12 protein-coding genes and 1 pseudogene are annotated in these 12,524 nt (G+C 76.2%); 7 read left to right on the top strand and 6 right to left on the bottom strand.

Annotated elements, in window-relative coordinates; genetic code table 11:
• A pseudogene (locus ABT247_RS25810) lies at nucleotides 1-667 on the bottom strand (hypothetical protein); the annotation flags it as partial.
• 452 nt (nucleotides 668-1,119) lie between these two features.
• On the opposite strand from ABT247_RS25810, the gene ABT247_RS25815 reads away from it, so the two are divergent.
• From ABT247_RS25815 to ABT247_RS25840, 6 genes are all read left to right on the top strand, one after another.
• Nucleotides 1,120-2,565, top strand: coding sequence for a serine/threonine-protein kinase (locus tag ABT247_RS25815; protein WP_350746494.1), 1,446 nt, complete (start codon nucleotides 1,120-1,122; stop codon nucleotides 2,563-2,565).
• Between the two features lie 211 nt (nucleotides 2,566-2,776).
• Nucleotides 2,777-3,217: a hypothetical protein gene (locus ABT247_RS25820; protein ID WP_350746496.1), complete on the top strand. Its 441-nt coding sequence runs from the start codon at nucleotides 2,777-2,779 to the stop codon at nucleotides 3,215-3,217.
• On the top strand, nucleotides 3,214-3,570 hold the full coding sequence (locus ABT247_RS25825) for a DUF6204 family protein (protein ID WP_350746498.1): 357 nt from the start codon (nucleotides 3,214-3,216) through the stop codon (nucleotides 3,568-3,570). Before ABT247_RS25820 ends, ABT247_RS25825 begins: the two co-directional genes overlap by 4 nt.
• Before the next feature lie 166 nt (nucleotides 3,571-3,736).
• Nucleotides 3,737-4,168, top strand: a complete 432-nt coding sequence (locus ABT247_RS25830) for a MarR family winged helix-turn-helix transcriptional regulator (protein ID WP_350746501.1) — start codon at nucleotides 3,737-3,739, stop codon at nucleotides 4,166-4,168.
• A gap of 123 nt (nucleotides 4,169-4,291) precedes the next feature.
• On the top strand, nucleotides 4,292-4,633 hold the full coding sequence (locus tag ABT247_RS25835) for a sulfurtransferase TusA family protein (protein ID WP_350746504.1): 342 nt from the start codon (nucleotides 4,292-4,294) through the stop codon (nucleotides 4,631-4,633).
• A gap of 201 nt (nucleotides 4,634-4,834) precedes the next feature.
• Complete coding sequence (locus ABT247_RS25840) at nucleotides 4,835-5,281, top strand: hypothetical protein (protein WP_350746507.1); 447 nt, start codon at nucleotides 4,835-4,837, stop codon at nucleotides 5,279-5,281.
• Here the strand turns inward: ABT247_RS25840 and ABT247_RS25845 are convergent.
• The 4 genes from ABT247_RS25845 to def form a co-directional block, all read right to left on the bottom strand.
• Nucleotides 5,250-6,191: a MerR family transcriptional regulator gene (locus ABT247_RS25845; RefSeq protein ID WP_350746510.1), complete on the bottom strand. Its 942-nt coding sequence runs from the start codon at nucleotides 6,189-6,191 to the stop codon at nucleotides 5,250-5,252. The two genes, ABT247_RS25840 and ABT247_RS25845, sit on opposite strands and share 32 nt — an antisense overlap.
• Nucleotides 6,192-6,261: 70 nt before the next feature.
• Complete coding sequence (locus ABT247_RS25850) at nucleotides 6,262-7,695, bottom strand: RsmB/NOP family class I SAM-dependent RNA methyltransferase (protein WP_350746513.1); 1,434 nt, start codon at nucleotides 7,693-7,695, stop codon at nucleotides 6,262-6,264.
• A 67-nt stretch (nucleotides 7,696-7,762) separates the two neighbouring features.
• Nucleotides 7,763-8,731, bottom strand: coding sequence for a methionyl-tRNA formyltransferase (gene fmt, locus ABT247_RS25855; protein WP_350746516.1), 969 nt, complete (start codon nucleotides 8,729-8,731; stop codon nucleotides 7,763-7,765).
• Between the two features lie 100 nt (nucleotides 8,732-8,831).
• On the bottom strand, nucleotides 8,832-9,377 hold the full coding sequence (gene def, locus ABT247_RS25860) for a peptide deformylase (RefSeq protein WP_350746519.1): 546 nt from the start codon (nucleotides 9,375-9,377) through the stop codon (nucleotides 8,832-8,834).
• A 254-nt stretch (nucleotides 9,378-9,631) separates the two neighbouring features.
• Between def and ABT247_RS25865 the strand changes: the two genes are divergently transcribed.
• Nucleotides 9,632-10,207, top strand: a complete 576-nt coding sequence (locus ABT247_RS25865; RefSeq protein WP_350746522.1) for a hypothetical protein — start codon at nucleotides 9,632-9,634, stop codon at nucleotides 10,205-10,207.
• Between the two features lie 141 nt (nucleotides 10,208-10,348).
• Here the strand turns inward: ABT247_RS25865 and ABT247_RS25870 are convergent, their stop codons facing one another.
• On the bottom strand, nucleotides 10,349-12,430 hold the full coding sequence (locus tag ABT247_RS25870) for a primosomal protein N' (protein WP_350746525.1): 2,082 nt from the start codon (nucleotides 12,428-12,430) through the stop codon (nucleotides 10,349-10,351).
• Nucleotides 12,431-12,524 lie beyond the last annotated feature (94 nt).

Raw genomic sequence — 12,524 nt, forward strand, 5'->3', positions numbered from 1 at the left:
GGTCGGAGGTGGCGGAGTCGCCGTCGCGGGCGGGGGCGTCGACCGCGGCCTCCCAGCTCGCGCGGCCGTCGGCGAGGTTCAGGGCCGTCACCGCGGCGCAGGGCCGGTCGGGCGGGGAGTGCCCGATCAGGCCGATGCCGCCGGTTCCGACCCCCCGGCTCATGGTGCACACGGAGTCCTCACCGGGCGGGGTCCACCGCCAGGCGACGGCGCCTCCGGCGCTGCGGTAGGCCACCACCTGGTCGGGCCGGACCCGCACCACCAGGTCGCCGCTGGTCCAGCTGCCGACGGCGCGGGCCGTGGCCGGACGGTCCGGCGGGGCCTTCCAGGAGTCGTTGAGGCCGTCCCCGGCGAAGCACAGGAAGATGACCAGCCCCAGCAGCGCCCCGACGGCCACGGACGGCAGTCCGCGCCGGGGGTGGATCAGCGCCCAGACGAGCCCGGCACCGCTGGGCAGCAGCCCGAGGATGCTGGCGGCGCCCATGAGCGCGAGGCTGTCGCCGCCGAAGCCGTTCGCGGGCGCGTACACCACCGCCAGGCCCAGGCTCCCGAACATCGACCCCAGCACGCCGCCGGAGACCACCAGCCAGGTCTCCCCGCTCACCGCGTGCCTGGCGTGCCACCTCGCCCTCGCCCGGACGACGCCGTGCTCGGACCGCTCGGCCATGCCCGTCTCTCCCCTGCGACGCGTCGCCCACCGCAACAAGGCGACGATCATCGGATCGTCGCAGAGCACGGCAAGATCCGAAACAAAGAGAAGGGAAAACCCCGCTCCTCCCTGTGTATGGGAGGTCCTGAGCAGCGTGATCGTGAGGAATCGGCGGCCGTGGCGGGGACGGCGCCTGGCCGGCATCGGCGGGACCGCGCCCGGACGGCTACGGCGGCACCGCGCCCGGACGGACCGCAGGGCTGACCGGCGACCCGGCGGCCGAGGTGCCCCGCAGGCCGAGGTACCCCGCAGGCCGAGGTACCCCGGAGGACGAGGTGCCCCGGCGCACCGCCCGCCACCCGGTTCACCGCCCGCCACCCGGCGCGGCCGCCGCCCGGCCGGAAGCGGGTGCCGAACTGCCCGGGCGCCGGGGTAGGTTGAGCCGGGAGCAGAGCGCGAAGGGGGCGGGGATGCAGCCGGGCGAGGTGCTCGACGGGCGGTACGAGCTGGTGGAGCAGATCGGCGAGGGCGCCTTCGGCGCGGTCTGGAAGGCCCGTGACGCCCGGATCCAACGCCTGGTCGCCGTCAAGGTGATGCTCGCCGGCAGCGGCAACTCCCCCAAGGACGCCGCCCGGTTCGCCCGCGAGGTGGCCACGGCCGGAGCGCTCAACCACCCCGCCATCGTCACCGTGCACGACTTCGGCCGGCACGGCACGACCGAGCGGCCGCTGTTCTTCCTGGTCATGGAACTGCTCGACGGCGTCCCGCTGAGCCGGCACCTGGCCGACGGGCCGCTGCCCCTGCATCAGGCCCTCACCTGGGCGGTGCAGATCGCCCAGGCCCTGGCGACCGCGCACCGCGCCGGGGTCGTCCACCGGGACGTCAAACCGGCCAACGTGATGGTGCTGTCCAGCGGGGCGGTCAAGGTCGTCGACTTCGGCATCGCGCGTACCGGCACCGCCGACGACGGCGTCACCAGCACCAACGTGATCGTCGGCACGCCCGCCTACATGGCCCCCGAACGCTTCGACAGCCGCACCCTGGACGCCCGTTCCGACCTCTACGCCTTCGGTTGCCTGCTGCACGAACTCCTGACCGGCCGCCCGCCGTTCCGGGGCACCCTGTACGAGTTGATCCGCCAGCACGGGGAGGTCCCGCCGACCGCGCCCGGTGCCCTCCGGCCGGGGCTGCCCGCCGACCTCGACGCCCTCGTCCTCGACCTGCTCGCCAAGGACCCGGCCCACCGCCCGTCCGACGCCGACCAGGTCGCCGCCCGGCTGCTCCGCATCGCCGACGTGGTCGCGCGACCCGAACGGCACCCGGCCACCGTCCTCGACGCGCACGCCCCGGCCCACGCCGACGCCCAGCCCGCCGAGCAGGACCCGTACGTGCTGGCCCGCCGACGGGAGGCGGACGCGCTCGTCGCCCGGGCCCACCAGGAGGTCGCCCGACTGCGGCGGCAGTTCGAGGCCGATGCCGACGAGCTCCGCCGCACGGCCGAGCGCGACATGGCGGAGATGCGGGCCCTCACCGAGAGCGCCGCCCAGCAGATCATCGCCGATGCCCGGGCCCGCGGCGAGGCGCTGGAACGCGAGGCCGCCGCCCGGGCCGCGGCCAGCCTCCAGAAGCTCAGCGAGACCGAGCAGCGCAACGACCTGCTCAGCCGACAGGCCGACAAACTGCGCAGCGACGCGGAGCAGTTGCGGCGCAGCGTGGACAACGCCCGGCGCCAGGCCTCGGACTTCCTGGCGGACGCGGTCGCCAAGGCCGGTCTCGGGCCGGCCCCCGAGGCGTCGCAGCAGCGGGCCGCCGCCCTGCCCGCGCCGCACCGCCGGAAGCTCCCCACCATGCAGGAGCTGTTCTCCTCGCGCTCCCGGTCCGCGCCCGAGGAGGAGCAGCAGCCCGGGCCGTCCTGAATCCTAACTACGAAGCGTCGGAGCCGAGTTGGCAACGGAGCAAGCTTGGCCCGCGACGCCGGCGCACCGCGGCGGGCAGGGCTCACTCGACCGGGTGAGCATCCAGGCGCGCCCGTAGGCGCACACCGGGGCGGCTCGTTCTGCTCTACATGATCTCCCCGTTCTCCACAGCTTCCGCACGGCCCGGGCACGGCGCGATCCCGAGCCCCCCGTGGCGGTGATCGGCCGGGCAACGGCGGCGGCCGTCTCCCTCGCCATCCTGCTGGTCCCGGCGGCCGTCACCCCCGGCGAGCAGCGGCCCCCCACCGTCGGGGCCGGGCGGTGGGAGGTAGCCGCGACCGCCGCCAACGTCCGCCTCGACCACTTCGGCGGGGACCCGGTGGTCGGCCTCGCCACCTCCGGTGACCAGGTGGAGGTGGTGGACACCTGGACCTCGCCGCTCGGCGCACGCTGGGCGAAGGTCCTGGTCACCCGCACCCGCGTCACCGGCTGGGTCCTCTGGTCGCTGCTGGTCCACCGCGAGCTCCAGCCCGCAGGTCCGGACCCCGGCGCCGGCCACGCCCAGCCCCCCGGGCCCGACGCACCAGGTCTGCGGAGCGCGCCGGAATCACGTTGGCGGCTCGCGGCCCCGCTGCCTATCGTCGGGGCATGACCAACCGAACCTTCCGCATCATGGTGCGCGGCGTCTTCGACGGCCTCACCGACGAACAGCGCACCGCACTCCTCGCCGCCGCAGCCGAACACGACGTGCTGCACGCCGCCTTCACCCGCGAGGGCCACCTCAGCTACGACCTGTCCGCGCGGACCGCCTTCACCTTCCGCTTCCTCGACGAGGGCGAGGCCGAGGAGGACATCCTCGCAGCCACCGAGCGGGCCGAGCGGACGGCACGGTCCTGGCTGGAGAGCCGCGGCTACGGCTACCGGAACCTCCGCTCCCAGGCCGAGGACCTCTCCCAGGCCCCGCTCGGCAAGCGCCGGCGCCGCGCCGCCCACGCGACGCCCTGACCCCCTCCCCCCTCCGCCACCTCCTGACGGCTCCGCTTCGGCATATACTTGAGCAGTCAAGGAGGTGGCAATGACAATCCCCGCACCAGACTCCGCACCTGATCCCGCACCCGTCCCCGACCCGACACCGGACCCCGCACCCCGACCCTCCGCCCGACCGACGACCGTGCCCGCCGGAGCCGATCCCCTGGACACCGCCCTGCGCCTGGTCCGCGCCCAGGCCACCGTCGTCAAACGCTTCGACGCCAGCCTCAGCGGCCTCCACGGTGTGAGCCTGTCCGACTTCACCGTGCTGCTCCGCCTCAGCGAGGCTCCCGGCGGACGGATGCGCCGCGTCGACCTCGCCGACGCCCTCGGCCTCACCGCCTCCGGCGTCACCCGCGGCCTGGCCCCGCTGGAACGCATCGGCCTGGTCACCCGCGAGCCCGCGCCGCGCGACGCCCGCGTCGCGTACGCCGCCCTGACGGCCACCGGCCGCGAACGCCTCGCCGAGATGCGGCACACCGCCCGCCAGGTCGCCGCCGAGCTGTTCGCCCCGTGGCCCGCCCAGGACCTGACCGCGCTCAGCGCCCTCCTCGCACCCCTGACGACCCGCTGACCGCCGCGGCCCCCGCCCGCCGCCCGTACCCCCGCGACCCGGGCTGGGCCCGCACCGAAGCGCCGTACCGAGCGCCCCTGCCCACCCACCCCCGCCGGCCCGCACCAGCACCAGGAAGAGCACATGACGCACGACCACGTCGGGAGCACCCCCGCCACCGCCCCCGCCCCTGCCCCTGCCCCTGCCCCCGACCTCACCGTCGACGGCACCGGCCTGCTCTGCGTCCAGCTGCTGCTCCGTCTGCGCGCCCGCATCGCCCACCTCCCGGCCGGCGCCGTGGTCCACATCCACACCACGGACCCCGCCGCCCCGCTCGACCTGCCCGCCTGGTGCCACCTGACCGGCCATGAGTACCTCGGCCCGGTCCCCCACCCCGCCGACGACCGCGCGGTGTACGGGCTGCGCCTCACCTCCAGCCCGGTCCCCACCCGCCCCGACCGCCCCTGGCACCCCGCCACCGACTGACCGGAAACCCCCACGCGCTGGCCGGGGAACGCCCCCGCAACGCGGAGCCGCCGCCCCGTGCGGCCACCGCACGCCGCAGCAGGCACGGCCGTGCCATCCCCGCCCACGGGCCGCTGACGCGCTCCTCCGGCAGCCCGCCCGATGTGCCACGATGAGCGGACGGGGGTGAAACGGCCGCGCGCCACAGGGAGGTTGACCACCATGGATCCGATCCTCAGCTGCCGCTGGCACGACCAGGACGGCGAGTGGGCACTGACCGTCAGCCGGAGCGGCAACGGCTGGGAGCTGTCCGCCGCCGCACCGCTCTACTCGGAGTCGCTCCCCTTCGCCGATCCGGACGACGTCCGCCGGCTCGCCCAGGCCCTCCTGGACCTGCCCACCGACCCCGAACCCTACGAGTTCGAATGGCAGCTCTCCCGGACGGAGTCGGAGCGCACCGGCGACGAGAAGACCCACTTCGCGACCCTCGCCGTGGGCCTCGACCCGACCGACGACCACCGCCCGTACCTCGCCTACCAGTCCTACTACCACCGGGGCCAGGCCACCGGGCTCGGCCTGGAGGTGATCTGCGAGGACCCGCCGATCGACCACCTCCGGGCGCAGGCCCACGCCTTCCTCACCGACTGCCCGGGCCCGCCGAAGCCGTGAGCACCTGCACCGCCCAGTCCAGCACCGGCGCCGAACCCTCCGGCGGCGCCCAGCCGTTGATCACCGCCAGCAGTGTCAGGTACCGCTCCCGCCGGGGGTCCGCCATCGCCCGCAGCCGCTCCAGCAGGCGGGCGCGGGACGCACCGCCCGTCGCGGCGACCCCGGGCAGAGCGGCGTACCGCTCCAACAGCCCCGCGACCACCTCGGCCGCCTCGGGCGACCGGGGCTCCACCCCGGCCTCGGCCGCCGGGCCGGCCGTCTCCCGCACCAGCACGGCCAGTCCCGGCCGGGGCGGTGCGCCCGCGCCGCACTCCGCCACCTCGGCGGCCGCCAGCCCGCGCAGCAGCTCCCGGAAACCGCCGTCCCCCGCGAGCCGGGCCAACTCGACCCAGGCCTCGACCTGTTCGACCGTGGCGTCCTCCGGCAGCTCCGGCGTCAGCGACCGGGCCGCCCCCGCGGTACGGCCGTCCGGGCCGAACACCTCGGCCAGGAACTCCCCGACCAGGCGCTGCCTTTCCTCCCCCGTCAACCGGGCCATGCGGTGCACGAGCGTCAACTCCTCCGTGGTGGACCCGTTCCGGGCCACCGCGCCGAGCACCGCACGCCGCAGCCGCAGCACCCGGATCCGGAGGTCGAGCGCCTCGGCGTGTGCCGCCGCGACGTCCGGGAGCGCGCGTTCGCGCTCCAGCACCCGCCGGATCTCCGGCAGTCCGAGCCCGAGCTCGCGCAGGGTGCGCACCAGGTCCAGGCGGGCGACGGCGTCCGCGCCGTACCGCCGGTGGCCGGCCGGGTTGCGGTCGGCCGGCGACACGATCCCCTGGTCCGAGTAGAACCGGACGGTCTTCACCGTCAGCCCGGTCCGCCGGGCCAGTTCACCGATCGTCCAGACGGGACGCGTTTCGCCGTTCACGGCCACCACCCTGGTACCTCCCCCTACGGGAGATGCAAGCCGCCGCGGCCACCGGCCGCCGGGGCGGCCCTCAGGCCGTCCGCCGCAGCAGCGCCAGGTACATCGCGTCCGTCCCGTGCAGGTGCGGCCACAGCTGGACGTCCGGGCCGTCGCCGAGCGCGGGCACGCCGGGCAGCAGCGGTCGGGCATCGATCCACTCGACCCGGCCGCCCTCGCCGCGCAGCACGTCGTCCACCACGGCGCGGGTCTCCGCCAGGTGCGGGGAGCAGGTCGCGTAGCCGACCACCCCGCCGATCCGGGTGGCCTCGATCGCCGAGCGCAGCAGGTCCCGCTGGAGCGGCCCGAAGGCCGCGACGTCGGCCGGCCGGCGCCGCCAGCGCGCCTCCGGGCGGCGGCGCAGCGCGCCCAGGCCGGAGCACGGCACGTCCACCAGCACCCGGTCGAAGCCGCCGGAGCGCCAGGCGGGGCGGGTCCCGTCCGCCGCGATCACCGTGTACGGGCCGGGGTTGCCCTCCAGGGCCCGCGCCACCAGCCGGGCCCGGTGCGGCTGCTTCTCGCTGGCGACCAGTGCCGCGCCGCGCTCGGCGGCCAGGGCGCCGAGCAGCGCCGCCTTCCCGCCCGGTCCGGCGCAGCCGTCCAGCCAGACCCGGTCCGGGCCGTCCAGCGGCGCCGTGGCCAGGGCCAGCGCGACGAGCTGGCTGCCCTCGTCCTGCACGCCGGCCCGGTTCTCCCGGACGGCGTCCAGCGCGCCCGGGTCGCCGCCTTCGGCGAGCCGCAGCGCGAACGGGGACCAGCGGCCCGGTTCGGCGTCGGGCAGCGCGTCGGCGAGTTCGCCGACGGTGGCCCGGCCGGGGCGGGCGACCAGGGTGACCTCGGGCCGCTCGTTGTCGGCCCGCAGCAGTTCCTCGACGGCGGAGCGCCCCGAGGCGTCCGGCTGCCAGCGGCCGAGCGAGTCCCAGAGCGCGGAGACGACCCAGCGCGGGTGGGAGTGCACGACGGCCAGGTGGTCCTCGGCGTCCTGGTCGTACGGCGGGGCGACCTGTTCGATCCAGGTGTCCAGGTCGTGGGCGCTGATCCGGCGCAGCACCGCGTTGACGAACTTGGCCTTGCCGTCGCCGAGCACCACCCGGGCCAGTTCGACGGTCGCCGAGACGGCCGCGTGGCTCGGGATGCGGGTGGCGAGCAGCTGGTGCGCGCCGAGCGAGAGGACGTCCAGCACCGGCGGGTCGACCTTGCTCAGCGGACGGTCGATGCAGGCCGCGATGACGGCGTCGTAGGTGCCCTGCAGCCGCAGGGTGCCGTAGACCAGCTCGGTGGCGAGGGCGGCGTCGCGCCGGTCCATGCCCTGCTGCTCGGCTTCGCGCAGCAGCGAGGGCAGGATCAGGTTGGCGTACGCGTCACGCTCGTCGACGGCGCGCAGGGCGCGGAACGCGACGATCCGGGCCGGGTCCTTCTTCGGGCGGCGGTGCGGGCGGGGGGCGCGCTTGGCGCTGGGGGTGGTCACAGGTGCCTCAAGGTGCTGCGGTGGTTATCGGAAGTCCTCAGACGAACAGTAACGCCGGACCGGGGTCTCAGGCCTCGGAGCCCTCGGAGCCGCCGGCCGCGACGCCGAGCCGCTCCCCCGGCTCCAGCCGCGCCCCGCGCGCCCAGTCCGCCGCCCGCATCTCCTTCTTCCCCTGCGGACGCACCTCCCCGAGCTCGATGTCGTGGCTCCCGGTGCCGACCCGCACGCTGTTCTTGCCGGCCATCGCGACCTCGCCCGGCGCCAGCTCGGCCGATTCCGGCAGCAGCCGGACCGGCCCGGTGAGCTTCAGCCGCTCGCCCCGGAACTCCGTCCACGCGCCCGGCGCGGGCGCGCAGCCGCGCACCACCCGGTCGATCCGCAGCGCGGGGTGGTCCCAGTGGATCCGGGCGTCCTCGACGGTGATCTTCGGCGCGAGCGTGACGCCCTCGGCGGGCTGCGGCACGGGGTGCAGCGAGCCGTCCTCGATCCCGTCCATGGTGGCCGCGAGCAGCCGCGCGCCGGAGACCGAGAGCCGGGTGAGCAGTTCGCCGCTGGTGTCGCCGGGGCGGACCTCCTCGGTGATCACGCCGTAGACCGGACCGGAGTCCAGGCCCTGCTCGATCAGGAAGGTCGACGCACCGGTGACCTCGTCGCCGGCCAGCACGGCGTGCTGCACCGGGGCCGCGCCGCGCCAGGCGGGCAGCAGGGAGAAGTGCAGGTTGACCCAGCCGTGCTTGGGGATCTCCAGGGTGCCCGGCCGCAGCAGCGCGCCGTAGGCCACCACCGGGCAGCAGTCGGGGGCGAGTTCGGTGAGCCGGGCGACGAACTCCGGGTCGCTGGGCTTCGCCGGCTTGAGGACCTCGATCCCGGCCTCCTCGGCGCGCTGGGCGACGGGGCTGGCGACCAGCTTGCGGCCGCGCCCGGCGGGGGCGTCGGGGCGGGTGACCACCGCGACGACCTCGTGCCGGTCGGAGGCGAGCAGCGCCTCCAGGGCGGGAACGGCGACCTCGGGGGTGCCGGCGAACACGAGACGCATCAAGTGCCTTTCTGCAAAACGGAGTTCAGGAGGCCGACGGGAGTCGGCGAGACCGACGGGGGTCAGCCCGGCCGACGGGAGTCAGCCCGGCCGACGGGGGTCAGCGAGCGGCGCCGAAGGTGCTGTGCGGGGAGACCTTGACGACCGGCGCGGGCCCGCCGCCCCAGTCCGTCTCCCGGATCGCCTTCAGCGCGGCCTTGCGCTGCTCCCGGTCGAGCCGGTCGATGAAGATGATGCCGTCCAGGTGGTCGGTCTCGTGCTGAATGCACCGGGCGAGCAGCTGGGTGCCCTCCAGCGTCACCGGATCGCCGTACATGTTGAAGCCCTTGGCCACCACGCCGTAGGCCCGCTTGGTGTCGTACCGCAGCCCGGGCAGCGAGAGGCAGCCCTCGGGGCCGTCCTGCTCCTCCTCGCTCAGCGACAGGTCGGGGTTGATCAGGTGGCCGGTGACGCCGTCCACGTGGTAGGTGAACACCCTGAGCGAGACGCCCAGTTGGGGCGCGGCCAGACCGGCGCCGGGGGCGTCCAGCATGGTGTCGGTGAGGTCGCGGACCAGGTTGCGCAGTTCCTTGTCGAAGGTGGTCACCGGCTGGGCGGTGGCCCGCAGGACGGGGTCTCCGAAGAGACGGATCGGCTGGATCGCCACGGGGTACGGGCTCCTGTCCGGAAGGTGACGGGCTACGGGCAACGACTGGTTCACCGCAAGTCTATGCAACCCGCCCGGCGCCCCAACGGCCCGTCCCGGGGAGGGGCGCCCCGGCTCGCGGCGCGCCCGGACTCCGGCGAGCCGCGTTACCCCGGCCCCCGCTTCGGCGTTGGTCAAGAGAGATTGACCGGGGCCGGGCGCACGGGACACCGCGCCCCGGCCGAGCTGACCGTACGGAAGGTGGCACGTAGGCCATGGCCGAGCAGATCAACCACGACGCCCGGGCGCGGGCGAGCCTGCACCTGCTGGTGCGGGACATCGAGCGGGTGAGGCGGCAGGTCGACGCGCTGCGGACGCTCACCGCCCAGCTGGGGAACGTCTACCGACCGCGCCGCCCCAGCACCTCGGCCGGCTTCGTGGTGTACGGCCGGGCGCCCGCGCCGACCGTGCGCCTGGCCCAGGAGCTGCGGGAGAGCGTGGAGACGCTGGTGGCGGCGGCGGTCGAGTTCGACCGGGCGCTCGGCTTCTCCTGGGACTCGGTGGGCTCCGCCCTCGGGGTCACCAAGCAGGCCGTGCACCGCCGCTACGGCATGCGCCGCCCGACCAGCGAACTCCTCGCCGCCAGCGGCGCCGTCCCGGCGCCCAACCGCCCGGACCGCTCCGAGGAGCTGTCCGCCCCCGCCGCCGAACGCGGCGGCCTGTCCGCCACCGTCCCCGCCGCCCGGCAAGGCGGTCTGGACCGCGCCGCCCTGGAGCGCGGCGGGCCGGTCGAGCGCGCCGCCGTCGAGCGCCCCCAGCCCGACCGCACCGGCATCCCCCTGCGCGGCTGACCGGGCCACCCGGGGCGGGGTGGCCCATGCACCCCGCCCCCGCCGGGGCCCGCCGGCCCGCAGGCCAGAACCGCCCGCCGCCGCACCCGGCCCGCCGCGGCCCGACACGACGCAGCCCGGCCCCGCCCCACGGCCCGGCCCCTAGCCGATGTCCGTCGGGTCCATCCGCACCCGCACGGGCTCCGCCGTCCGCAGCGCGATCCGCGCGATCTGCGCCGCCTTGAGCGCCGCCGCCAGCGCGGCGCCCTGTCCGGGCGCCACCCTCAGCAGCGCCCGCTCCTGCTCCTCGCCCCGCAGGGCGGCCACCGGCACCGGTCCCAGCACGTCCGCCCCCTCCGGCAGCCGGATCAGGTTCAGCAGGTCCGCGACCGCCGCCGGGCTCCCGCTCACCGAGGCCATCCGCGACACCGGCGGGAAGTGCAGCTGCGCCCGCTCGTCCCGCTCCATCCCGGCGTGCCCGAGCGGGTCCCAGCGCACCAGCGCCTGCACCGGCCGGGCCGACGGCTCCGCGACCACCACCACCGTCCCGCCCTCGGTCGACGGCCGGACCAGTGCGGCGGCCGCCAGCCAGAGCCGCAGCGCCTCCTCCCCGGCCCGCAGGTCCGGTCGGCTCAGCAGCGCCCAGCCGTCCAGCAGCAGCGCGGCCCCGTACCCGGAGCCGCCCTCGACCACCGGCTCCGCACCGGGCGTCGAGATCACCAGCGAGGGCTCGTCCGGCACGGTGGCCAGCACCGCCTCCCGGCCCGAGGTCCGCACCGGGATCCGCGGGAAGGCCTTGCCCAGCTCCTCGGCCGTGCGCCGGGCCCCGACCACCTGCGCCCGCAGCCGGAACGAGCCGCACTCGGGGCAGTGCCAGTCGTGCTCCTCCTCGCCGCACCAGCCGCAGGTCAGCCGCGCGTCCGCCGCGGGCGCCTGCAAGGGCCCCTCGCAGCGCCGGCAGCGGGCCGGAGTACGGCAGCGACCGCACGCCAGCCGGGGCACGTACCCTCGCCGCGGCACCTGGATGAGCACCGGGCGCCCGGCCGCGAGCGACTCCCGGGCGACCTCCCAGGCCACCGAGGGCAGCCGGGCGGCCTGCGCGGCGGCGTCCCGGTGCTGGTCCTGGTCGGTGACGGTGCGCACCCTCGGCGCGACCTGCCGCACCGTCTCGCGGTCGGCGACCAGCGGCCTCGCCCATCCGGTGCTGACCAGCTGCGCGCCCTCCACGGTCACCGCGTGCCCGCCGAGCAGCACCGCCGCGCCCTCCTCGGCCGCCCGCAGCAGCGCGACCTCGCGCACGTGGGGGTGCGGGGCGCGCGGATCGCTGTGGCTGCCGTCGCCGTCCGACCAGACCACGACCAGCCCGAGGTCGCGCACCGGCGCGAACATGGTGGCCCGGGTGCCGATCGCGGCGTGCACGGAGCCGCGGCTGACCGCGAGCCAGCGCCGGTAGCGCTCGCGCGGGCCGAGCTCGGCCTCGAGCGCCGTGTGCAGCCCCGGTCCGAGCAGCTCGGTGAGCGCCTGGTCCACCCGCGCCACCGCCCGCCGGTCCGGCAGCACCACCAGTGCGCCGCGGCCGCTCGCCAGCGTGGCCGCCACCGCCCGCGCGATCTCGTACGGCCAGCCGGGCCCCGGCAGCGCCGCCCACACCGCGCGCGGCGAGCCGCCGGCGGCCAGCGCGGCGAGGAAGTCCGGCCCGGCCGGGTAGCGCTGCCAGCCGCCCGGCGCCGGGGGCCCCGGGCGCGGCAGCGGCGGCGGCGAGGGCTCGGCCTCGGCCTTGGCGTGCCGGGGCGGCACAGCCAGCTGGAGCACGTCGGCCAGTGTCCCGGCGTAGCGGTCGGCGACGGTGCGGCACAGTCGCAGCAGCTGGGGGGAGAGCACCGGCTCGGGCGAGAGCACCTGGGCGAGCGGCGCCAGCGGGCCGGGGAAGTCGCTCTTCTCCAGGCGGGCGACGATGAACCCGTCGTGCAGCTCCCCGCCCTCGCGCTGGCCCTTGACCACCCGCGCCCCGAACCGCACCCGCACCCGGACGCCGGGCCGGGCCTCCTCGGCCATGGTGGCCGGCACCTCGTAGTCGAAGAACTTGTCGATGGTGAGCACGCCCTTGTCCACCACGACCCGGGCCACCGGCAGGTGCTCGGCGCGCTTGGCGCCCTTCCACGTCCGGGGTCTGGCCCGCTTGACCGTCTCCCGGATGAATGCCAGCTGCTCCGGCTCGGCCCCGTTCTCCCCTGTGCTGCTCATCGCTCCCCAGTACTACCAGGTCACACGGACACTCCGCGGAAACGGCAGGGCATGATCTCGCGCATGTCGTTCTCGCCGCACAGCCCGCGCAGGC

Source organism: Kitasatospora sp. NPDC001539, from assembly GCF_040298565.1.
In the GTDB taxonomy this organism is placed as follows: Bacteria; Actinomycetota; Actinomycetes; order Streptomycetales; family Streptomycetaceae; genus Kitasatospora.

Coding starts and splice junctions, on each gene's coding strand:
- ABT247_RS25815 (WP_350746494.1), top strand. CDS start 1,120: ATGCAGCCGGGCGAGGTGCTCGACGGGCGGTACGAGCTGGTGGAGCAG.
- ABT247_RS25825 (WP_350746498.1), top strand. CDS start 3,214: ATGACCAACCGAACCTTCCGCATCATGGTGCGCGGCGTCTTCGACGGC.
- ABT247_RS25835 (WP_350746504.1), top strand. CDS start 4,292: ATGACGCACGACCACGTCGGGAGCACCCCCGCCACCGCCCCCGCCCCT.
- ABT247_RS25840 (WP_350746507.1), top strand. CDS start 4,835: ATGGATCCGATCCTCAGCTGCCGCTGGCACGACCAGGACGGCGAGTGG.
- fmt (WP_350746516.1), bottom strand. CDS start 8,731: ATGCGTCTCGTGTTCGCCGGCACCCCCGAGGTCGCCGTTCCCGCCCTG.
- ABT247_RS25865 (WP_350746522.1), top strand. CDS start 9,632: ATGGCCGAGCAGATCAACCACGACGCCCGGGCGCGGGCGAGCCTGCAC.
- ABT247_RS25870 (WP_350746525.1), bottom strand. CDS start 12,430: ATGAGCAGCACAGGGGAGAACGGGGCCGAGCCGGAGCAGCTGGCATTC.